Annotated in this window: 15 protein-coding genes and 1 pseudogene; 15 read left to right on the top strand and 1 reads right to left on the bottom strand. The window is 46.0% G+C overall.

Annotation, left to right across the window (positions count from 1 at the left end):
- The first annotated feature begins 3 nt into the window (after positions 1–3).
- From AR1Y2_RS13690 to AR1Y2_RS18185, 13 genes and pseudogenes are all read left to right on the top strand, one after another.
- On the top strand, positions 4–2,163 hold the full coding sequence (locus AR1Y2_RS13690) for an ABC transporter ATP-binding protein (protein WP_137329470.1): 2,160 nt from the start codon (positions 4–6) through the stop codon (positions 2,161–2,163).
- A complete protein-coding gene (locus AR1Y2_RS13685; protein WP_137329469.1) occupies positions 2,156–3,994 on the top strand; it encodes an ABC transporter ATP-binding protein in 1,839 nt (612 codons plus the stop codon). Before AR1Y2_RS13690 ends, AR1Y2_RS13685 begins: the two co-directional genes overlap by 8 nt.
- 100 nt (positions 3,995–4,094) lie before the next feature.
- Positions 4,095–5,084, top strand: a complete 990-nt coding sequence (locus AR1Y2_RS13680; protein ID WP_137329468.1) for a Gfo/Idh/MocA family protein — start codon at positions 4,095–4,097, stop codon at positions 5,082–5,084.
- A 13-nt stretch (positions 5,085–5,097) separates the two neighbouring features.
- Positions 5,098–5,868 carry a peptidylprolyl isomerase gene (locus tag AR1Y2_RS13675; protein WP_137329467.1) on the top strand — a complete coding sequence of 257 codons (771 nt, stop codon included), beginning with the start codon at positions 5,098–5,100 and terminating at the stop codon, positions 5,866–5,868.
- Positions 5,869–5,889: 21 nt separating this feature from the next.
- Positions 5,890–7,314, top strand: a complete 1,425-nt coding sequence (gene pdxR / locus AR1Y2_RS13670; protein WP_137329466.1) for a MocR-like pyridoxine biosynthesis transcription factor PdxR — start codon at positions 5,890–5,892, stop codon at positions 7,312–7,314.
- Between the two features lie 10 nt (positions 7,315–7,324).
- A complete protein-coding gene (clpX, locus tag AR1Y2_RS13665; protein WP_137329465.1) occupies positions 7,325–8,731 on the top strand; it encodes an ATP-dependent Clp protease ATP-binding subunit ClpX in 1,407 nt (468 codons plus the stop codon).
- A gap of 314 nt (positions 8,732–9,045) precedes the next feature.
- Positions 9,046–11,001, top strand: a complete 1,956-nt coding sequence (locus AR1Y2_RS13660) for a fructose-1,6-bisphosphatase (protein WP_137329464.1) — start codon at positions 9,046–9,048, stop codon at positions 10,999–11,001.
- 12 nt (positions 11,002–11,013) lie between these two features.
- Positions 11,014–11,508, top strand: a complete 495-nt coding sequence (locus AR1Y2_RS13655) for a gamma carbonic anhydrase family protein (RefSeq protein ID WP_137329463.1) — start codon at positions 11,014–11,016, stop codon at positions 11,506–11,508.
- Positions 11,509–11,550: 42 nt separating this feature from the next.
- Entirely contained in the window at positions 11,551–13,236 is a 1,686-nt protein-coding gene (locus AR1Y2_RS13650; protein WP_137329462.1) for a S8 family peptidase, read from the top strand.
- Positions 13,237–13,515: 279 nt separating this feature from the next.
- Positions 13,516–14,367 (top strand): annotated as a pseudogene (locus AR1Y2_RS13645) (ABC transporter ATP-binding protein); the annotation flags it as partial.
- A 10-nt stretch (positions 14,368–14,377) separates the two neighbouring features.
- A complete protein-coding gene (locus AR1Y2_RS13640; RefSeq protein WP_137329460.1) occupies positions 14,378–15,121 on the top strand; it encodes an ABC transporter permease in 744 nt (247 codons plus the stop codon).
- Entirely contained in the window at positions 15,118–16,083 is a 966-nt protein-coding gene (locus AR1Y2_RS13635; protein ID WP_175403663.1) for an ABC transporter permease, read from the top strand. Before AR1Y2_RS13640 ends, AR1Y2_RS13635 begins: the two co-directional genes overlap by 4 nt.
- A gap of 70 nt (positions 16,084–16,153) precedes the next feature.
- The gene (locus AR1Y2_RS18185) at positions 16,154–18,697 is read left to right on the top strand and encodes a LuxR C-terminal-related transcriptional regulator (protein WP_175403662.1); all 2,544 of its coding nucleotides are present in this window, start codon (positions 16,154–16,156) and stop codon (positions 18,695–18,697) included.
- Here the strand turns inward: AR1Y2_RS18185 and hydE are convergent.
- A complete protein-coding gene (gene hydE / locus AR1Y2_RS13625) occupies positions 18,688–19,728 on the bottom strand; it encodes a [FeFe] hydrogenase H-cluster radical SAM maturase HydE (protein WP_137329458.1) in 1,041 nt (346 codons plus the stop codon). The two genes, AR1Y2_RS18185 and hydE, sit on opposite strands and share 10 nt — an antisense overlap.
- 136 nt (positions 19,729–19,864) lie before the next feature.
- On the opposite strand from hydE, the gene upp reads away from it, so the two are divergent.
- Together upp and typA are read left to right on the top strand one after the other, a co-directional pair.
- On the top strand, positions 19,865–20,497 hold the full coding sequence (upp, locus tag AR1Y2_RS13620) for a uracil phosphoribosyltransferase (RefSeq protein WP_137329457.1): 633 nt from the start codon (positions 19,865–19,867) through the stop codon (positions 20,495–20,497).
- A gap of 111 nt (positions 20,498–20,608) precedes the next feature.
- Positions 20,609–22,435: a translational GTPase TypA gene (typA, locus tag AR1Y2_RS13615; RefSeq protein WP_137329456.1), complete on the top strand. Its 1,827-nt coding sequence runs from the start codon at positions 20,609–20,611 to the stop codon at positions 22,433–22,435.
- The last annotated feature ends 86 nt before the right edge of the window (positions 22,436–22,521 follow it).

Genomic DNA, 22,521 nt, shown 5'->3' with positions numbered 1-22,521 from the left:
AACATGCTAAAAATATTCCGATATCTGAAAAAAGCGTATATCCCTATTGCATGTATTGTTCTGCTTTTATGTGTGCAGGTCAGCTGTGAACTGACGATCCCGACCTATACGTCCGATATCGTCAACGTCGGAATTCAGCAGGGCGGAATTGAGGACGCAGTTCCCGACGCCATGCGTGAAGAGACAATGCAGGCACTCGTTGGAATGATGAAACAAAAAGATGCAGACAAAGTTAAGGATGCCTATGAGCTGTACACCAAAGATCAGGTGAAGCACTCAGATTATGACTCCTATAAAAAAGGCCGGCTCTACGTGAAGAAAAATATCAGCAAAAAAGAGAGAGAGGAACTGGATAGGGTCCTTTCCAAACCTATGCTGATGCTGGAAATGAAAATGATGCAGCAGAGCGGACAGAGCAAAGAAAATGCGAAAATGGCCCAGAAATTCAAAGGAAAGAGCATTGATGACATGCCGGACAGCATTATCAGCCAGGCAGCCATCTCCTTTGTAAAAGCCGAGTACAAAGCTATGGGCCTTGATCTGGACCAGATCCAGACCAACTACATGTTAAAGACCGGAGCCATCATGGTGGGGCTTGCACTGCTGGCCATGGCCGTGACAGTTGTACTTTTATCAGCAAAACTGGCTGCAAGGCTGAGCCGGATCCTTCGTGACCATATTTTCAAAAAGGTTATGGATTTTACAAACTCAGAGTTTGACAAATTCTCCACAGCATCTCTGATCACCAGGAGTACCAATGATATTCAGCAGATCCAGATGTTTGTGACCATGATGTTTCGGATCGTGGTATTTGCACCGCTGATGGGTCTTGGAGGTATCTATAAGGTACTGAAGACCAACGTCAATATGACATGGACCATCGCTATCGGAGTTGTTGCGATCATGACTGTGATCTTGGTATTGTTTACGGTAGCGATGCCAAAGTTTAAGTCTTTACAGAAGCTGATTGACCGGCTGAATCTGGTCTCCAGGGAGATCCTGACGGGACTTCCGGTTATCCGTGCATTCAGCACAGAAAAGCACGAGGAAGAGAGATTTGATACAGCCAATAAAAATCTCATGAAGACGAACCTGTTTGTCAACAGAGCCATGACGTTTATGATGCCGCTGATGATGCTGATCATGAACGGACTGACGGTGCTGATCGTCTATGTGGGGGCAGACAACATTGATCTCGGAAGAATGCAGGTAGGAGATTTGATGGCATTCATCCAGTACGCTATGCAGATCATCATGTCCTTCCTGTTTATTTCTATGGTATCCATCATGATGCCGAGAGCACAGGTAGCAGCAGAGCGTGTCAATGAGATTCTGGATACTGAGATCATGATCAAAGACCCAGAACAGCCGAAAGAATTTATCAAAGAGAAAAAGGGAGAAGTGGAATTTAAGAACGTATCCTTCCGCTATCCTGATGCGGAAGAAGATATGCTGCACGACATCAGTTTTACAGCTCCTTCCGGAAAGACGACGGCGTTTATAGGAAGTACGGGAAGCGGGAAATCCACGCTGATTAACCTGATCCCCAGATTCTTTGATGTGACCGAGGGAAGCATCCTAGTGGATGGGACCGACATCCGCGATGTAAAGCAGTCAGACTTGAGAGACAGACTTGGTTATGTACCACAGAAAGGTGTGTTGTTCTCAGGAACCATAGATTCCAACTTACGTTATGGAAAAGAAGACGCCACGGAAGAACAGGTGAAGAAGGCGGCAAGGATCGCCCAAGCCACGGATTTCATTGAAGAAAAGAAAGAGGCATATGATTCACCGATCGCCCAGGGCGGTTCCAACGTTTCCGGAGGACAGAAGCAGAGGCTTTCTATTGCCAGAGCCATCGCAAAGGATCCGGAGATCTACATTTTTGACGACAGTTTTTCTGCACTTGACTATAAAACAGATGTAACTCTCCGTCAGGCTTTGGCCAGGGAAACTGCGGGCAGCACGACGTTGATCGTGGCGCAGAGAATCAGCACCATCCTGCATGCGGACCAGATCGTTGTATTAGATGAGGGCCGTGTTGTGGGAACCGGAACTCATGAAGAATTGCTGGAGTCATGTCCAGTCTACTTACAGATTGCAAAATCCCAGTTGTCAGAGGATGATTTTGCAAAAGCAAGGGAGGTGGCAGAACATGAGTAATCAGAATAGAAGACCCGGCAGAAGAATGGGCCATGGCCCGATGCAGGGCAGCGGCGAGAAGGCAAAAGACTTTAAAGGGACCATTAAAAAGCTTTTAAAGTACATGAGACGCTACTATGCTGCCATAGCTTTTGTCATCTTATTTGCCATTGCCAGTACCGTGTTTAATATTGTAGGACCGACAATCCTGGGAAATGCCACAACAGAGATATTTAACGGATTGGTCAAAAAGGTCCAGGGAACGGGCAGTATTGATTTTTCTAAGATCAGAAGTATTTTGCTTATGCTCTTAGGCCTGTATCTTACATCGGCGGCATTTTCATTCCTGCAGGGACTGATCATGACGCATGTGTCCAATAATACTACCTATCAGATGAGAAAAGATATCTCTGAAAAGATTCATCGTATGCCGATGAAATACTTTGAGAGCAGAACGTTCGGAGAAGTATTGTCAAGGATCACCAATGACGTAGATACTCTTGGGCAAAGCCTGAATCAGAGTATGACCCAGATCATCACGTCAATAGCCACCATCATCGGTGTGTTTGTAATGATGATCAGGATCAGTGTTCCGATGACTGTAGCCGTTGTCATCATCCTTCCGGTCTCTTTTCTGATGATCGGAGCGATCATGAAAAAATCCCAGCCTTATTTCCAGGCACAGCAGGCGCTGCTGGGGGAAGTCAACGGACAGGTGGAAGAGATCTACAGTGGACACAACATTGTAAAAGTTTTTAATAAAGAAAAAAGTGTTGTGGAAGAGTTTGAAAAAGTCAACGGAAAATTATATAATTCTGCATGGAGGTCCCAGTTCTTTTCAGGGGCAATGATGCCGCTGATGCAGTTTGTGGGTAACCTGGGTTATGTGGTCGTGGCGATCCTGGGCGGATTCCTGGCTATCAAAAATACCATTGAGGTAGGCCAGATCCAGTCCTTCATACAGTATGTGCGAAACTTTACCCAGCCTATCACCCAGCTGGCTCAGGTCGGCAATATGATGCAGACTACGGCGGCTTCCGCGGAGCGTGTCTTTGAATTCCTGGAAGAGGAAGAAGAGGCTGAAGTAGACGAGAACCCGGTGGATGTGTCTTCACTGCAGGGAAATGTATCCTTTGAACATGTATCCTTTGGGTATAATGAAAACCAGACCATCATCAATGATTTCTCTGTGGAAGTGAAGGAGGGACAAAAGATCGCTATCGTAGGTCCGACCGGCGCCGGAAAGACGACATTGATTAAGCTTTTAATGAGATTTTATGATGTCAACAGCGGTTCTATCAAGATAGACGGCCATGACTTAAGAGAGTTCAAGAGAAGCGATATCCGCCAGATGTTCGGAATGGTGCTGCAGGATACATGGCTTTACAACGCATCTGTCCGCGACAACATCCGGTACGGAAAGCTTAATGCCAGCGAAGAAGAGATTCAGGGAGCGGCGAGAGCTGCATTTGCCCATCATTTTATCGAGACACAGCCGAAAGGTTATGATATGATAATAAATGAGGAGAGCAATAATATTTCCCAGGGGCAGAAACAGCTTCTGACCATTGCAAGGGCGATCCTGGCAGATCCTAAGATCCTGATCCTGGATGAAGCTACAAGCTCTGTAGATACAAGGACAGAGGAGCGGATCCAGAAGGCCATGGATAATCTGATGGAGGGAAGGACCAGCTTTGTCATCGCCCATCGTCTTTCTACAATTAAAGATGCTGATGTGATCCTCGTCATGAATCACGGGGACATCGTAGAACAGGGGAATCATGAGGAATTGCTTGCCAAAGGCGGTTTCTATGCGAACCTTTATAACAGTCAGTTTGAAACAGCGGACTAGGAGGGATATACATCTTCCAGTCCTGAAGGCCTCCGGCACGTTGGTGTTTTTTGCACCGGCATGCCAGAGGCTAAATTGCATTTATCACAAGGAGGGAATTATGGTACGTTTAGCGTGTATAGGAACGAACTTTATCACGGATTGGCTGATGGAAGGGGTCCAGGAATTAGACGGGATCGAACTTACAGCAGTCTATTCAAGGACCATGGAAAAAGGAAAAGAATTTGCGGGCAAATACGGGGTAGAAAAAGTATATGACAATTTTGAAGAACTGGCAAAGGATTCTGATATTGACGCAGTTTACGTGGCAAGTCCTACATACTGCCACTTTAAACATACGATGATGATGCTGAACCATAAAAAGCACGTGCTCTGTGAGAAGCCGGTGGCGTCCAATTTAACGGAATTGGAACTGATGGTAAAGGCGGCTAAGGACAATCAAGTGATCTTTATGGAGGCGATGAAGTCTGTACATACACCTGGATACAAGGCGATGTTGGAGCATCTTCCGAAGCTGGGAGCTATTCGCCGTGCCACCATCCAGTACTGCCAGTATTCTTCACGCTATGACAAGTTTAAGATGGGCATCATCGAAAATGCATTTAAGCCGGAGCTTTCCAATGGGGCTGTCATGGATATCGGGGTATACTGCGTGCATTTTCTCGCAGCATTGTTCGGTATGCCTGATAAAATATTGGCGGATGCTATATTTTTGGACAACGGTGTGGACGGAGCGGGGACGATCATCGCTTCCTATGGGGACAAACAGGCGGAAGTCATCTATTCAAAGATCACAAATTCCAAACTTCCCACCCAGATTCAGGGCGAAAAGGGCTGTATGATCATTTCTGAGTGCCCGAACCCACAGGAGATCAAGATCTTGTACAATGACGGTACAGAAGAATTCCTTGAGTTTGAAAGCCGTGAAAATCCTATGAAGTATGAGACAGAGACATTTTTGGAACTGATCGGGACAAATCAGGTAGACCATCCGTATTTGGAGGCCTCCGTCATTGAAATGAAGATCATAGATGAAGCCAGACGGCAGACCGGGATTGTATTTCCGGCAGATAAAATCAGAGAACAGTAAAGGAGCCATATTCATGAAGAAGAAACTGATCGCAGGAGGGCTGGTATTGACTATGTTTGCGCTTGCCGGATGCCAGACTGCAAAGAAACAGGATAAAACAGAGAAAGCAAAAACGACTGCGGAGACTTCCACAGAGGCAAAGGTGCTCAGCAAATATAAAGAGATCAAGATCAACGGTGCCAAAAAGACCGTGCAGATCGGAGAGCCTTCCAAGGGAGAGACGGTAGCGGAAGTAAAGGTCAAAGGATACGGAACAATGAAGTTTAAGTTCTTTTTAAAGGATTCTCCATTGGCAGTCAAAAACTTCCTTACTTTGGCGGCTAACGATTACTATGACGGGATCATTTTCCACAGGGTCATCAAAGATTTTATGATCCAGGGTGGAGACCCAACTGGAACAGGAAAAGGCGGACAGAGTATCTGGGGGAAAGAGTTCAAGAACGAGACTTCAGATTCCTTGATTCCGTTAAGGGGGGCTTTATGTATGGCAAATGCAGGGCCGGATACAAACGGAAGCCAGTTTTTTGTAGTGCAGAACCGAGAGGTCACCGATGAGATGCTGGATTCTTCTCCTGTGGAATTGACCGGAGACCAGAGGAAGCTGTTTAAGGACCAGGGAGGATACCCGTCCCTGACTGGGGATTACACTGTATTCGGACAGTTATATGACGGATACGATGTGCTGGATAAGATTGCGCAGGCCCAGACCGTCTCGGATACGAAGGCTGAGAACAAGCCAAAAAAAGATATTGTCATTGAAAAGATCACGGTAAAGAATTACTAGGACACAACCGGGGAGGGACAGATGCTTACCATCGGACTGGACCATACAAAAAAAGAACCGCTGTACAGGCAGATCTATGCCTATATCCGGGATGAAATACGAAGCGGGGCTCTGCCCTGCGGCTCAAAGCTTCCATCTACCAGAAGACTGGCAAAGCATATGGACTTAAGCCGCAATACCATTGATCTGGCATACGGGCAGCTGGCGGCGGAGGGTTATATCGAGGCGCAGCCGAAACGGGGATATTTTGTCTGTCAGGTGGAAGATCTGGCCGCGTTTCATATACCGGTGGAGGCAGAAGACGAGGAGTTTGTACAGCAGGAGGAACCGGCACCCTATGATTTCTCTCCGGTGGGAGTTGACATGTCCCTGTTTCCCTATAATGTGTGGAGGAAGCTACTCAAGGAAGTGATGATGGACGACAACAGTGAGTTGTTTCAAAAGGGAGAAAACCAGGGAGATATGGACTTGAGGCGTGCCATCATGTATTACCTGAGACAGTCCAGGGGTGTGCACGTGGCTACAAGCCAGATCGTCATAGGAGCAGGGATTGAGAACCTTTTGTTCCTTCTAAGGCTGACCCTGGGCAAGGATCAGGTGATGGCCATGGAAAATCCTGCTTATCTGAATGCATACCGGACAATCCGGGAGCTGGGATTTCAGGTTGTTCCGGTCAATATGGACGAGGAAGGGCTGAAGATCACGGAACTTGAGCGAAGCAGCGCAGATCTTGCCTATGTGACGCCTGCTCACCAGTATCCTACCGGTGTGGTGCTTCCCATCGGGAGAAGGAGCCGGCTGATCAAATGGGCACGGGAAAAGGATGGGCGGTATGTCATTGAGGATGACTACGACAGCGAATTCCGCTACTATGGAAAACCAATACCCGCCCTGCAGGGCATCGATGAGAGTGGAAGAGTCATTTACCTTGGAACCTTCTCAAAAGCCATTGCTCCGGCCATCAGGATCGGATATATGGTGCTGCCTAAAAGTCTGATAGCTGCATACAAGAAAACAGCAGGGAATTTCTCCTGCGCTGTATCAAGAATCGATCAGCGGGTTCTGACCTCCTTTCTATCAGAGGGACATTTTGAACGGCATCAGAACCGGATGAGAAACGTCTATAAAGAAAAACATGATCTGCTCATTCAAAAGCTTAAGGAAATTGACAGCTCGATCACAGTTTATGGGGCAGGGGCAGGCCTTCATGTGCGTGTGGATTTCCACATAAAGGATACAGAGTGGTTTGAACAAGAACTGCTGAACAGAGGAGTCAGGATTTACGCCCTTTCTCTGTATTATATCGAGGGCTGTCCTGAGAGAGAGCAGTACATTTTGGGGTTTACGAAAATGCAGAAAGAAGATATGATAAAGGGACTGGAGACCATCCGGGAGGTATATGGACTGGCAAAAGACCGATTGGTATGCGAAATGACAAAGAAATGAGGTACATGAAATGTCGGAAGAAATAAAGGATACAGAATTAGAAGAAAAAGAAGTGCCTGCAGAGACCACAAAAGAGGATGATCCGCATGATGTGGAACACTACTGCTATCTGTGCCGCAGACCGGAATCCGTAACAGGGAAGATGATCACTCTGCCGAAGGATATCCACATCTGCGTAGACTGTATGCAGAGAACCATGGACAGCATGGGGAACGGACAGTTCAGCTTTATCGATGCATCCAACATGGATCTGAACAATATGGATCTGACCCGTCTCATGGAAAATATGCAGGAACCGCCGCAGCAGGCAGTGAAAAAGAAAGAGAAAAAGAAAAAGAAGAAGGAAAAAAAGGAATTAGATCTTAGAGATATCCCGGCACCCCACAAGATTAAGGCGATGCTGGATGAATATGTCATTGGACAGGATTATGCAAAAAAGGTCATGTCCGTGGCAGTATACAATCATTATAAACGTGTGGTAACCAACACGATGGATGAGATCGAGATTGACAAGTCCAATATGCTGATGATCGGACCTACAGGTTCCGGGAAGACGTATCTTGTAAAGACATTGGCCAGGCTTCTGGAAGTGCCGCTTGCCATCACTGATGCCACTTCCTTGACAGAAGCGGGCTATATCGGTGACGACGTGGAGAGTGTGCTGTCCAAGCTTTTGCAGGCCGCAGACAACGACGTGGATGAGGCAGAGCACGGCATCATCTTTATCGATGAGATTGACAAGATCTCAAAGAAACAGAATACCAACAGCCGCGATGTCAGTGGAGAATCTGTACAGCAGGGGCTGTTAAAGCTTTTGGAGGGCGCTGAAGTAGAAGTGCCGGTAGGTGCTACCAGCAAGAATGCTATGGTGCCGATGACGACAATCAATACAAAGAATATCCTGTTTATCTGTGGCGGGGCATTCCCTGACCTGGATGAGATCATTAAAAAGCGTCTGATGAAACAGACATCCATAGGTTTTCACGCAGATTTAAAGGATAAGTTTGACAAAGATGAAAATATTCTCTCCAGGGTCACAGTGGATGACCTCAGAGAATACGGAATGATACCGGAATTTTTGGGCAGGCTTCCTATGGTGTTTACCTTAGAGGGACTGTCTAAAGACATGCTAGTACGGATCTTAAAAGAGCCAAAGAATGCCATCTTAAAACAGTATCAGAAGCTTCTGGAACTGGATGAGGTGGAATTGATCTTTGACGAAAGCGCGCTGGAAGCTATTGCGGAAAAAGCGCTGGAAAAGAAGACAGGTGCCCGTGCTTTAAGGGCGATCATAGAGAAGTTTATGCTGGATATCATGTTTGAGATTCCAAAGGATGATACCATTGGAAGAGTGATCATCAACCGGGATTATATTCAAAACCATGGTACGCCGGTGATTGAACTGCGGGGACAATAGACAAAAAAGCCGGATCATTTGATCTGGCTTTTAATTCTATTCCATAGGAAAGTTCTTCGAACCTCCCTATGGAACAAAAAAGCCCTGCGGGCATTATGCACACAAATGCGTGAGGAAATTATTTGACCAAGTCAAATCGCATTTAGCGCCCAAAGTTGTCAAGCACCTCAAAGAGTGAGGGGCTGGGGAGATGAAGTGGGCTTGCCCACTTTGTTCCTTATGATAGACAGATGTACAGAAATTTTTCTTCGCAGATCAGATAGCATTATATTTTTACTAAGGAGATGATATAATAAGATCATGGAGGATTGTGTATGAATGATTTAAAGTATTTAAAAGAGCTGTCCAAGCAGTACCCTAACATTTCTGCAGCTTCTGCGGAAATTATTAATTTGCAGGCAATTTTAAATCTGCCGAAAGGGACAGAACATTTTGTGTCTGACCTTCATGGAGAGTATGAAAAATTCAGCCACATATTGAGGAACGGATCCGGGGCCATCAGGGGAAAAATTGATGACCAGTTCGGCAATATCCTGAGTATGAAGGAGAAAAAGAATTTGGCATCTGTCATTTATTATCCTGAGCAGAAGATGGATCTTATGGAAGAGGATTTAACGGAAGAAGAACTGGATTCCTGGTATCGGACTACACTGATCCGTTTGATTTTAATGGCCAAACTGGCAGCCAGCAAGTATACAAGATCTAAAGTAAGAAAAGCTATGCCTCCGGTGTTCGCATATATCATGGAGGAATTGATCACGGAGCATGGAATGCTGGACAAGGATGAATATTTTGACCAGATCATCGAGACGATCTTAAAGACCGGACAGGTAAGGGAGTTGATCGCGGCTCTGGGACATCTGATTCAGAGACTCACCATCGACCATCTCCATGTGATCGGGGATATCTATGACAGAGGGCCGGGAGCACACCGCATCATGGACTGCCTGATGGATTACCACTCACTGGATATCCAGTGGGGAAATCATGATATTCTGTGGATGGGGGCAGCAGCCGGGCATGGGGCGTGTATTGCCAATGTGGTAAGGATCAGCGCAAGATACAATAATCTTGATACACTGGAGAACGGATATGGAATCAACTTGATTCCTCTGGCACGGTTTGCTCTGGATTGTTACAAGGATGACCAATGTGAGCTATTCAGAGTTTCCGGGGATGTTCAGGAAGAGGACGTCAGAGAATTGGATCTCAATAAAAAAATGCACAAGGCCATTGCCGTGATCCAGTTTAAGCTGGAAGGACAGCTGATCAAGAGAAGACCGGATTTTGGTATGGATGATCGTCTGCTGCTGGACAAGATTGATTATGACAAGGGAACCATCTGTATCCAGGGTACGGAATATCCTCTGAAAGACGCTCTTTTTCCGACGATTGATCCGAAGAATCCGTATCAGCTGACCAAAGAAGAAGAGTACGTCATGGAGCATTTGGTCACATCATTTAAATACTGTGCTCATCTGCAGGAGCATGTGCGTTTTCTCTTTTCAAAGGGAAGTATGTATCTTACATATAACGATATGGTGCTTTACCATGGCTGTGTACCGCTGAATGCCGACGGAAGTTTTCGGCAGGTGAAAGTCAACGGGAAAAAGTATGCGGGCAAGGCTCTCTATGATGTGCTGGAACACCACGTCCGCCAGGGATATTTTGAGCAGGAGAATTCCTCAAAGAGGAAATATGGACAGGATATCATGTGGTACATATGGTCTAATGAAAACTCACCGGTATACGGAAAAGACAAGATGGCTACCTTTGAACGGTATTTTGTGGATGATGCAGATCTGAAAAAGGAAACAAAGGATTACTATTATCATCTGATCGAGGAGGAGGCAGTTCTATACCAGATACTGGAGGAGTTTGACGCTGACGGAACGAAAGGACATGTCGTCAACGGCCATATGCCCGTTGCAGTAAAAGACGGCGAGAGCCCCATCAAATGTAAGGGCAAGCTGTTCATCATAGACGGAGGTTTTTCAAAAGCTTACCAGAAGAAGACGGGGATCGCGGGTTATACCCTGGTTTCCAATTCTTACGGAATTAAGCTGGTAGCACATGAACCTTTTAAGTCCAGGGATGTTGTGATCAGAGAAGAAACCGATATCCACTCAGATACGGTCCTGTCCAAGAAAGTGACCCGCAGAAAAAGGGTCGGGGATACGGACAATGGAAGGCGCATCAAAGAAAGCATCAAAGATCTGGGCTGTCTCGTGACAGCATATCGCAAAGGCGAAATTTCAGAGAGAATTTAAGGAGCAGACACTATGGAAAAGACATATTATCAGGCACCGACAGCGGCAGTATTGGGAGATGTAGAACTGGAAGACGGAGTATCTGTCTGGTTTTCCTCGGTGGTAAGGGGAGATGAGAACCGAATACAGATCGGAAGACAGACCAATATCCAGGAAAACTGTACAGTTCATGTGGAGGAAGGACATCCGGTTATCGTGGGCGAACGGGTGACCGTGGGCCACAATACGATTCTCCATGGATGCACCATCGGGGATGAGTCCATGATCGGCATGGGAAGCATCATCATGAACGGAGCCCAGATCGGGACCCACTGTTTTATCGGTGCGGGAAGCTTGGTGACGGAAGGAACCGTGATTCCTGACGGCAGTCTTGCGTTCGGCCGTCCGGCCAAGGTTGTGCGTCGGGTGACCGATGAAGAGATCCAGCATATCAAAGAGAGCAGTCAGTATTATGTGGACACTGCACAAAATCACCTCATAGAGAAAAAGAGACATAATCCAAATTAAATTTTCATATTAATTTAGGAAGATGATGTTTGGGGGATGTTTATGCCGGAAGATTGCGTTGGTGTAGCAGTCAATGAGGATTACCGTGATTATATATCCGGTTTCAGGACCAGTACGGAGGAGCTCCGTGATTTTTATAAAACAGATTGTATCACCCAGGTTAACTTTCAGTATGCGATTGTTTATATTGACCGGCGGGAGGCGTCCGCGTCACCGGTGGATGATTTTTCGGGGAATGCGATCCCCAGGTGTTATGGTCTGATGGATACGCAGGTGCTGGAGGAAACCGGTGCGGCCCAGGTGAGGCGTTCAGGTCTTGACCTGACCGGGCAGGGGGTCCTGGCGGCCGTCATCGACACAGGGATCGACTATACAAACTCTGTGTTCCAGCTGGGAAACCGGACCACAAAGATACAGTATCTCTGGGACCAGACCATACAGGGAGAGAATCCTCCCATGCCCTATGGATATGGGACGGAATATACAAAGGAACAGATTGACAATGCGCTGCAGACGGAAAATCCTCTGGAGACCGTTCCTACGGAAGACACATCAGGCCATGGTACATTTCTTGCGGGAATGATTGCCGGGAATGAAGTACAGGAGGAAAATTTTTCGGGTATTGCCCCAGGAGCGGAGTTGATTGTAGTCAAACTTAAGCAGGCCAAAAGATATTTAAAGGAATATTATTGCATTGAACCCTCCAGAGAAGTATATGCGGAGCCGGATATCATGCTGGCGATCCGTTACGTTTTGGAGAAAGCAGATGAGCTTTCCATGCCCATTGTCATCTATCTGGGCCTTGGTACGAATCTCTCTTCCCATACGGGCACCTCTCCTTTAGCCAGACAGATTTCCACGCTGGCCTACCAGCCGGGGATCACGGTGGTAGTATGCGGAGGAAACGAAGGTCAGGCAAAGCATCACTATGCAGGGAATCTGACGGACGGGGAAGTTGTAGTTGAGGTGAAGGTCGGTCCCAATGAGTATGGATTTACCACTGAATTATGGGGATTTCAGCCCAACCAGTTTTTCGTGGATATTGAATCCCCATCGGGACAGAGAACAGGGACTATTTCGGGGGGTTATAAAGGCAGAAGGGATATCACGTTTCTTCTGGAAAATACCAATTTGGCTGTGGATTATTTCACTATCGATGTATCCACGGGTTCACCGTTTATCCGAATGCGGTTCAGGCAGCCGGCAGAAGGAATCTGGAGGTTTTATGTGACGGATGAAAATGTGGGTAGCAGGGAGTTTGATATGTGGCTTCCTATCCGCAATTTTATCTCTGATGAGACCTACTTTCTGGAATCTACGCCTTATAATACACTGACGGCTCCGGGAAACGCGGCACCCGTCATCACACCCTCCACGTATAACCAGAGCAATAACAGTTTTTTTATTGAAAGCGGAAGAGGATTTCCAAGGACCATGACCGTACAGCCTGATTTTGCAGCTCCCGGGGTAAATGTCATCGGCGTTTTACCCAGAGGACGCTTCGGTATGAAGACAGGGTCCAGCATATCAGGTGCCGTAGTCGCAGGGATTGCGGCTTTGATGTTAGAGTGGGGATCGGTCAAGGGAAATGACTTGATCTTAAATACGCTGAGAATGAAAAATTATCTGATCCGGGGAGCCAGAAGAGATCCGGACCGGACTTATCCCAATAGGGAATGGGGATTCGGAGCAGTGGATATTTACCAGACTTTTTTAAGGATCCGGTAGACATTTTGGAAGACATAGCTGTATAAAGAATACAGCCGTGCCCTTCTGTTGAGAGGGAAAAAACTGGAGATGAAAAGGCATTTGAATAACTATAGTTTGTCAAAAAATAAGAATACAGAAATCAACCTTTCGGTTGATTTCTTTTTTTGTGCCTTGATCTACAATGATCATATCAAATAAAGGAGGCATATGATGAATACCATATTAAATATCAATCATTTGAAAAAGGTGTTTCAAAAGAAAGAAGTGATAAAAAACTTATCTTTCCAGCTTAATCAAGGGGAAATTCTCTGCCTGCTGGGACCAAACGGCGCTGGGAAAAGTACTACAATCAATATATTAAGCGGGGTTCTTGAAGATGACGGAGGAAATGTTTTGTATTATGGAAGGGATATCAGAACATGCAGTAAGGAATTTCAAAAGCATCTGGGCTTTGTACCCCAGGACCTGGCTTTGTATGAAGATCTCAGCGCCCAGGATAATGTTCATTTTTTCGGCTCCCTGTATGGATTAAAAAAAGAGGAATTGAAGGAAAGGACAAAAGAATCCCTGGAGTTCGCCGGACTGTGGGACCGCAGAAAGGATAAAGTTAAAACGTTTTCCGGCGGGATGAAGCGGAGACTTAACATTGCCTGTGCCATCACCCACCATCCAGAGATTATTATTATGGATGAGCCCACGGTGGGGATCGATCCTCAGTCCAGAAACCATATTCTCAATTCTATCCGGGAACTGAGAGAGAAGGGAATGACAGTGCTGTATACGACACATTATATGGAAGAAGTAGAGGAAATATCAACAAGGATCATTATCATGGACCACGGCAGGATCTTGGCGGAGGGGACCAAAGAATCCTTAAAAGAAGAATTGGAGACACAGAAACGGTATCTTTTGTCTGTGGAGAATCTGGAGAATTTTTCTGCCAAGGGATTTTATAAGATCGAAGGGGTGGAAGAAGTGTCAGCCAAGGAGGGGATCATAGAGATCGCAACACTGAAAAACGTGGAGAATCTGGATTTTATCATTGGAGAGGCAGTGCGACAGGGACTTAAGATCAGCCATCTTTCCTGTGAAAATACAAGCCTTGAGATGGTATTTCTGAATCTGACCGGAAGAACACTGAGGGATTAGGAGATGAATTATGAAAGCAGTAAAAAATATAATTACACAGGATATTTATAATCTTTTTACAAATCCCATGTGGATTTTTTATAACATCGTTTTTTCATTTCTGCTGACAGCGGCCCTTGGATATCTGACAAAAGGAATGTACGGAGGCGGTGTGACGTCCTATGATTACTATGGCATTGCCATGACCGTGTTTGCCGTGATGAATACGGGAACAATCGCAGCCAACAGCTTTATGGAAGAAAGGATCAAAGCGGGGAACATGAGAATCTTATTTTCACCGGTGAATAATGCATGGATCTGGATTTCAAAAATCATTGCATCCTTTGTGTTCGGTCTTGTCTGCCATCTTGTGACCATAGGCCTTTTAAAGATCAGTTTCCACATCTATCTGGGAAGCGGGGCATGGCCGTGGCTTGTATTTCTGTTTATAAGCGCAGAGCTGTTTGCGGCAGTCTTGGGAGTATTTTTATGCTGTCTGTTTAAAAGCGAACATACTGCAAATCAGATCCTGAGCCTTGTTCTGCAGCTGATGGCTTTGGCCGGCGGTGTTTTTGTTTCATTGGAGAGATTCGGGGAAGTCTTTCGGAAACTTAGTTTTTTATCTCCTATGAAATGGATCATACAGTCTGTATTTTTACTGGTTTATGACCAGATCCCGGTCTACTGCATCTATGCGGGCATTGGGCTGCTGATCCTGTCAGGTCTTGGAATTCTGGGATGCTTTAAAACATGGAAAGGAGGGGACTGCTTATGATTCCGGTATTTATGAATAATTTAAAAAGAATTCTGGAGAAAAAGAAGAATGTAATGATCTACATGACCCTCACGATCATCAGTATATTGGCTGCGGTATATTTGGCAGGAATGCCAGAGACAGCAGGGAATATCGCGCTAGTATCAAAGAGCAGTATCTCCCTGCCAAAGAGCCAGAACATTAAAGTGACAAAACTGAAAAAAGTTCCGCCAAAAGCAGACCTGGTCTCCCAGCGTTTTGATGCGGTGGTTGAGATATCCGCACAGGGGGAAATCAAGGTCCATACCCTGAGAGATAAGCAATTTGAGTCCAAGATCTCAGATGCGGTGGGACACGGCGGAAACATGCAGGAGACACAGATAAAAACCAAGAAGAAAGGGAGCACTGTCATGGGATTTATGATGATGTTTCTTTTGATGCAGAGTCTCTATTATAATTCCCTGTTCGGCGAGGACAAGGAGAAACATCTGATTTCCAGGGTGCTGGTTTCTGATGTTTCCCATATAAGATATTTAGCAGGACATCTTTTGTTTTCCATCTTGTTTACCTTTCTGCCCGCTTTTCTCACCGTCAGTATCCTGTGGCTGGCCGGTTTTCAGATGGGATTTACACTGCTCCAATATGCATGGATGATCGGACTGCTGTCAGCATTTGCATCTGCTGCCTCCCTGCTGTTTTATACGGTCTTTCAGGAGGAGACCGCCAGCATGGCTGGTTCCGCGGTGTTTGTGCTCACCTCAGTTTTGGCAGGGGGATTTTATTCCTTTTCAGGCACAGGCAGATTGTTTAACCTGGTTACAGTCCTTTTGCCCCAGAAAGCCTTTTTGTCCTTTCTGCACGGGGTGGAACAGGGAAGGATCACCACAGTGAATGAGGCCCAGATCTTTTATGTGGCGGCAGTTACCGTTGCGTTTCTTTTGATCTCAGCGGGCTTGAGCAGAAGGAAGGTGTACAGGAGTTAAGCAGACAGTTGCAAAGGGCAGGTGTTCAGGGTACAATCAGGGCAGAAATAAAGTTGGGAAGGGGAGACAGATGGAGAGACCATTGATCATGACGAAAATCGGGATGCCGGTTCCACGGGACCATTATGTGGTAAGAACACGTCTGTTTTCCAAGCTGGAACAGATCAGATACTCAAAGGCTGCATTGATCGAAGGAGGCGCAGGAACGGGGAAAACGACTCTGGTCTCCTCATGGTTTCAGCAATCCGGTTCGGGACCGGTCTTCTGGATCACGCTGGATGAAGCTTTTGATCATGTGATCGTTTTTTGGAACTATGTGATGGAAGCTCTGAAGGATCTGATCGGAAATGACATACAGATGCAGACGGTTTTAAAAGAACATATTCAGGAAGAAGATATGGAGCAGGTTTTGGCACTGCTTATCAACCGCCTCTATGAGGCTGGGGAGTGTTTCCTTGTGCTGGATAATGCTCAGTATATAAAGAATCAAAAGCTTCTGGAATCACTGGATTTTTTTGTTGCCCATATGCCGGATAGCATGCACCTTATTCTGTCCGGCCGGAAAAAACCGGATATCTACCTGGGAACCCTGGCAATGGAGGCAAAACTCTTTGAGATTCGTCCGGAAGAATTAAAGCTGGATGGGGCGGAGGCAGCAGCCTTTTTAAAAAACACCCTGCAGCTCTCCTGCAAAGAAACAACATTGTCAGAGATGTGCAGGCTTGCAGCGGGGTGGGTTGGAGGCCTGCAGCTTCTGTCACTTTCCGTTACAAAGGACGGGGAAAATATAAGAAAACAGAAATTCAGCGGAAGTATTATCGACAAATACATGGAAAGAGAAGTACTCTCCAGTCTTACATCTAAAGAGACCGAATTCCTCACAGTGGCTGGAATCCTTGGATACTTTGATGAAGAAGTCTGCGGGTCTTTGTTTGAGGACTTCTCATTTCAGCAGATGATACAGGGGCTGCTCGGGAAAAATGTTATGCTCACAATCTTAAATGAAGAAAAGGAGATTTACTGCTGTCATGATATTTTAAAAGAATTCTTCGGGCGCAGATTTGAAACACTGCCTGAGAGTCAAAAGGGGAAGATTCTTCGGAAAGCCTCCGAGGTATATTTAGAAAAAGGGGATTTTGGCGAATGTCTGAAGTATGATATAAAAAGAAGAGACTACACACATGCCATGCAGGTCATCGCACAGATGGAGTTCGCCGGGGAAGCCATCACATATTTAAAACAGATTCCTATTGAACGCTCAGCAGAATGTCCTGAGTTTGCCTGTCAGGCTTTCTTCTATTATTATTCAAACTTTGAGGAAGAAACGTGTGAGAAAATCTACCGTCTGATCGAGGAAAAGATGAAGTATGACCAGGTGTATGAAGCGTTTTCCTATATTGATCTGTTTCTGGCCAGGTCCATCCAGAAGAGACATAATGAGATTCTTCCCCTTGAGGAGACATTAAACCTTCCCATGGGAAAGATGACGATGACGATCACCTTGATCAAAAATGCTTACCTGCTGTTTATTCAGGACAGAGTCCGGGAAGCAGAAGCATATCTGAGGGAAGCGGATCAGTATTATCAGGAATCGGCAAACCTGTATATTGGTTTTTTCCTATACACAACAAAATGCCAGATGTATGAGTATACAGGGAAACTTTCGAAGGCTATGGAAGCTTATGAGGCCTCCCGGCCGCTTATGGCAAGACTTCCCAACATGAAGCCTTCTTTCTTTGTGGGGATTGCCGGGGTTTATATAAAACAGATGGAACTTGAGAAAGCAGGAGAGGCTCTTTGCCAGACAAAAAAATACATGCAAGAAAAATCTGGAAGCATCCTGCTGGCTTGGAAGGTCACAAGCTTGAGGTTGCTTGTTATAACGGGGCAGTACGAAGAAGCCAGGGAGATGCTGGCTGATATTAGAAACTATTCGGCAGCAAAACTGGTCCATATGGGAGAAGAACTGCTGCTTTATTACAAAGCGATGCCCGGGGATCTTGTATTTGAGGAGTTCCAAAAAGACTATGAGAGTACAGACCTGAAGGAAACCGATTACAACAGCCAGATTTTATATGCTTTGCTGCTGTGGGAGAAAGGGAAAGAAAAAGAAGCGCTGGAGCTTTTGGAAAGAATTCTGGCCTACGCCAGGGAAACAGGAAATAAAGCTGCCATTTCCCAGGCAGGACTTATGAAAGCCAGGCTCCTGCTCCATAAAGAAGATAAAGAAAGCATCCGGATAAGAGAAGCTGCTATGTCGGAAGCAGTATATTATTCTTTTTCTGAAAATCACCGCCTGCCGTTTTGGATGGTCAGGGATCAGTGGGGACAACTTTTACAAAAGGCAGGGCCTCTGTGGAAAAAACAGCTGTCCGCAAAGGAACAGGACTTTATCCGAAGCCTTGGCACAGCAGGACAGAATGAGCTGCTCACTCTGAGAGAAAGGGAAGTGCTCATGGAGATTAAAAAAGGAAAGACAAACAAAGAGATAGCCAGGGATCTGTGTATCTCCCTGGCTACGGTGAAAAGCCATTTGATCCATATCTATTCTAAATTAGGGGCCAGCAACCGATTGGATGCCGTGAATAAGATGGAAGACGATGATTATCTATAATCCCCGCGGCAGAATTCTAAATGATACCCTATGCTGTCCATCCTGCGGCCAAGGCAGCCCACGCACTCAGCGGCTTCATCGCCGGTACAGATCTTGTTGTCGTATAGGGCATAGTCTTTTCTGACATCAATAGGGGAAAGATTCGGCATCACTACATTTGCACCGGCCAGAATCCCTTTTTCACGTCCTTTAGGATCAATGGTTCCAAGGGCCGTAGTGGAAGGCAGCAGAAGATGATGGTTCATCAGGCGCAGAATGCTGATCAAAAAGGTTGTAAGTTCTGCTGTGCCGGACGGCTCGTCCTTAAAAGGGGTGTCGTGATGGGGCACAAATGGACCAATGCCTACCATCTTAGGGTCCAGTTCTTTAATAAACAGCAGGTCCTCTGCCAGATGGGCCGCAGTCTGTCCGGGAGCGCCCACCATGAAGCCGGTACCCACATGGAAGCCAGCTTCTTTTAGATTCCACAGGCACTGTTTCCGGTGAGCCAGGGACATTTCCTTTGGATGAAGGTGCTGATAGTGTTCCTCTGTGGCTGTCTCATGGCGCAGAAGATAGCGGTCAGCGCCGGCCGCATGGAGAGCCTGATAGCTTTCCAGAGAGCGTTCCCCAAGGGACAGGGTGATGGCACAGTCAGGATAAGTTTTGCGCATGAGAGAAACAATGGAAACCATACGTTCATCGTTAAAATAGGGATCTTCTCCTCCCTGAAGGACAAAGCTTCGGTATCCAAGCTCATATCCGCACTGGCAGGCAGAGAGGATCTGCTCTGGTGTCAGGCGGTAACGGCTCACATTTGCATTAGAACGTTGAATGCCGCAGTAACAGCAGTCATTCTTGCAGTAGTTGGTAAACTCAATGAGCCCTCGTGGGAACACTCCTGTACCATATATCTTCTGTGCCTCTTTCCGGGCCAGGGATGCTATATATTCGGCATCTTCTTTGGTTCTGTGTTCTATGAGGCAGATAAAGTCTTCTTTCGACAAAATCTGATCGTTATATAATCGGTCGATCAATGAAAACTGGTTCATACAAATCAGGTTCCTTTCTTAGCATATTCGTGAGCATATCATACCATAATAAAAATAGAAGATAAAGGTTTTCTCTCCCCGTGGCTTTGTGATAAAATTTGATAGAAACTACAGGAGAAAAAGAAAGGAAATGATCATGAACGAGAATGTAACTGTTTTCAGCCATCCGCTGATCAAGCATAAGATATCCCAGCTCAGGGATGAAACATGCAAAACAAAGGAATTCAGAGCTTTAGTGGAAGAAATTTCTATGCTTATGGGATATGAGGTGCTCAGGGACCTTGAAATGGAAGAAATAGAGATCAAGACACCTCTGGAGACGACCATGGCGCCGATCATAAAAGGGAAAAAACTGGCCTTGGTCCCGATCTTAAGGGCAGGACTTGGCATGACCGGCGGGATCCTGTCCCTGGTACCTTCCGCAAAGGTGGGACATGTGGGGATGTACAGGGATGAAGAGACACTGGAGCCTAAGGAATATTACTGTAAGCTTCCGGAAGGCATTGACCAAAGAATGATCCTTATTGTAGATCCTATGCTGGCCACAGGAGGATCAGCAGATGCCGCAGTACAGTTCGTAAAGCAGAAAGGCGGAAAACAGATTAAGTTTGTTTCCATCATTGCGGCGCCGGAGGGAGTAAAGCGTCTGTCAAAAGCACATCCGGATATCCAGATCTACTGCGGAGAGATCGACAGGGAACTGAATGAAAACGGTTACATTCTCCCGGGACTTGGAGATGCCGGAGACCGGATTTTCGGAACAAAATGAAATATGAATGGCAAAAATGCTTTGGGAAACAATGAGAGTAATATTTGAATCTTATATCCGTATGTGCTAAACTACAAAAGTTGACGTTTTTTAAAGGAAAGTGAGTAAAAGATGGTAAGAGAAGATATTAGAAATATTGCGATTATTGCCCATGTCGATCATGGAAAGACCACATTGGTGGATGAACTGTTAAAACAGAGCGGTACCTTCCGCGAAAATCAGGCAGTGGAAGAAAGAGTCATGGACTCTAACGATATTGAGCGGGAACGCGGTATCACGATTTTGTCGAAAAATACCGGAGTCCGTTATAATGATGTAAAGATCAACATTATTGATACACCGGGGCATGCTGATTTCGGAGGCGAAGTAGAGCGTGTGTTAAAGATGGTAAACGGTGTTGTACTTGTTGTGGATGCCTTTGAGGGTCCCATGCCTCAGACAAAGTTTGTCTTGAAAAAAGCATTGGAGCTGGATCTGTCAGTGATCGTATGTGTCAATAAGGTAGACCGGCCGGAGGCAAGACCTCACGAGGTAGTGGATGAGGTTCTGGAATTGCTGATGGAGTTGGATGCTGACGATAAGCAGTTAGATTGTCCGTTTGTGTTTGCATCCGCAAAGGGCGGATATGCAGTCACTGATCTGGATAACGAACAGAAGGATATGAAGCCTTTGTTTGATACGATCATTGAACACATTGAAGCTCCGGAGGGAGATCCGGAAAAACCAACCCAGGTACTGATCAGTACCATTGACTACAATGAATATGTGGGAAGGATCGGTGTCGGTAAAGTGGACAACGGTTCTATCAAGGTTAACCAGGAATATATGGTGGTCAATGCCCATGAGGAAGAAAAGCAGCAGAAGGTCCGCATCACCAAATTATACGAATTTGAGGGACTTAACAAAGTGGATGTGAAGGAGGCAGGGATTGGTTCTATCGTGGCAATCTCTGGAATCTCTGATATCCACATTGGGGATACGATCTGTGACCTGGAGGAGCCTGTGGCCATCCCATTTCAGAAGATCTCAGAGCCTACCATTGCCATGCAGTTCATGGTCAATGACAGCCCATTGGCGGGACAGGAAGGCAAGTTTGTGACAAGCAGACATTTAAGAGACCGTCTGTTCCGGGAATTGAATACGGATGTCAGCCTGAGAGTGGAAGAGAGTGATTCAACCGACAGCTATAAGGTGTCCGGACGTGGAGAACTCCATTTATCCGTCCTGATTGAAAATATGCGCCGTGAAGGCTATGAGTTTGCAGTGAGCAAGGCTGAGGTCCTATATAAAGAAGACGAGAACGGCAAAAAACTGGAGCCTATGGAGATCGCCGTCGTGGACGTTCCAGAAGAGTTCTCAGGGGCCGTAATAGATAAGTTAAGCCAGAGAAAAGGGGAACTTCAGGGAATGAGTTCAGCCAAGGGCGGTTATTCCCGGCTGGAATTCTCTATTCCGTCCAGAGGTTTGATCGGCTACCGGGGTGAGTTTCTCACCGATACAAAGGGCAATGGTATCTTAAACACAGTTTTCGACGGTTATGGACCTTATAAGGGGGACATCCAGTACCGCAAGCAGGGTTCATTGATCGCCTATGAAACAGGTGAGACTGTAACCTATGGCTTATTTGCGGCCCAGGAAAGAGGAACCTTGTTTGTGGGAGCCGGCGAGAAGGTTTACAGCGGTATGGTCATCGGCCAGAACGGAAAGGCTGAGGATGTAGAAGTGAATGTCTGCAAGACCAAGAAGCTCACCAATACCCGTGCCTCAGGTTCCGATGATTCACTGAAGCTTTCACCACCTAAAATCTTAAGCCTGGAACAGGCTCTGGAGTTCATTGACACGGACGAACTGCTGGAGATTACACCGGAAAATATCAGGATCCGAAAGAAGATTTTGGACCCTACAATGAGGAAAAGACAGGCATATAAGAAAAAATAATGTCAAAACCTTCCGAATATTTTGTCGAAGGATTTTTCTTCTAATTGCTGCCAATTTGGAATACTCTGTATAGTACACGAATTGAT

The sequence above is a fragment of the Anaerostipes rhamnosivorans genome (genome assembly GCF_005280655.1).
GTDB classification, from domain to species: Bacteria; Bacillota; Clostridia; order Lachnospirales; family Lachnospiraceae; genus Anaerostipes; species Anaerostipes rhamnosivorans.
Note: the sequence above shows the minus strand (reverse complement) of the source record. Positions and strands in the feature narration are given on the sequence as shown.

What these genes read in the sequence shown, in the direction of transcription:
- AR1Y2_RS13690 (WP_137329470.1), top strand. Translation starts at nt 4, where the DNA reads ATGCTAAAAATATTCCGATATCTGAAAAAAGCGTATATCCCTATTGCA.
- AR1Y2_RS13685 (WP_137329469.1), top strand. Translation starts at nt 2,156, where the DNA reads ATGAGTAATCAGAATAGAAGACCCGGCAGAAGAATGGGCCATGGCCCG.
- AR1Y2_RS13680 (WP_137329468.1), top strand. Translation starts at nt 4,095, where the DNA reads ATGGTACGTTTAGCGTGTATAGGAACGAACTTTATCACGGATTGGCTG.
- AR1Y2_RS13675 (WP_137329467.1), top strand. Translation starts at nt 5,098, where the DNA reads ATGAAGAAGAAACTGATCGCAGGAGGGCTGGTATTGACTATGTTTGCG.
- pdxR (WP_137329466.1), top strand. Translation starts at nt 5,890, where the DNA reads ATGCTTACCATCGGACTGGACCATACAAAAAAAGAACCGCTGTACAGG.
- clpX (WP_137329465.1), top strand. Translation starts at nt 7,325, where the DNA reads ATGTCGGAAGAAATAAAGGATACAGAATTAGAAGAAAAAGAAGTGCCT.
- AR1Y2_RS13660 (WP_137329464.1), top strand. Translation starts at nt 9,046, where the DNA reads ATGAATGATTTAAAGTATTTAAAAGAGCTGTCCAAGCAGTACCCTAAC.
- AR1Y2_RS13655 (WP_137329463.1), top strand. Translation starts at nt 11,014, where the DNA reads ATGGAAAAGACATATTATCAGGCACCGACAGCGGCAGTATTGGGAGAT.
- AR1Y2_RS13650 (WP_137329462.1), top strand. Translation starts at nt 11,551, where the DNA reads ATGCCGGAAGATTGCGTTGGTGTAGCAGTCAATGAGGATTACCGTGAT.
- AR1Y2_RS13640 (WP_137329460.1), top strand. Translation starts at nt 14,378, where the DNA reads ATGAAAGCAGTAAAAAATATAATTACACAGGATATTTATAATCTTTTT.
- AR1Y2_RS13635 (WP_175403663.1), top strand. Translation starts at nt 15,118, where the DNA reads ATGATTCCGGTATTTATGAATAATTTAAAAAGAATTCTGGAGAAAAAG.
- AR1Y2_RS18185 (WP_175403662.1), top strand. Translation starts at nt 16,154, where the DNA reads ATGGAGAGACCATTGATCATGACGAAAATCGGGATGCCGGTTCCACGG.
- hydE (WP_137329458.1), bottom strand. Translation starts at nt 19,728, where the DNA reads ATGAACCAGTTTTCATTGATCGACCGATTATATAACGATCAGATTTTG.
- upp (WP_137329457.1), top strand. Translation starts at nt 19,865, where the DNA reads ATGAACGAGAATGTAACTGTTTTCAGCCATCCGCTGATCAAGCATAAG.
- typA (WP_137329456.1), top strand. Translation starts at nt 20,609, where the DNA reads ATGGTAAGAGAAGATATTAGAAATATTGCGATTATTGCCCATGTCGAT.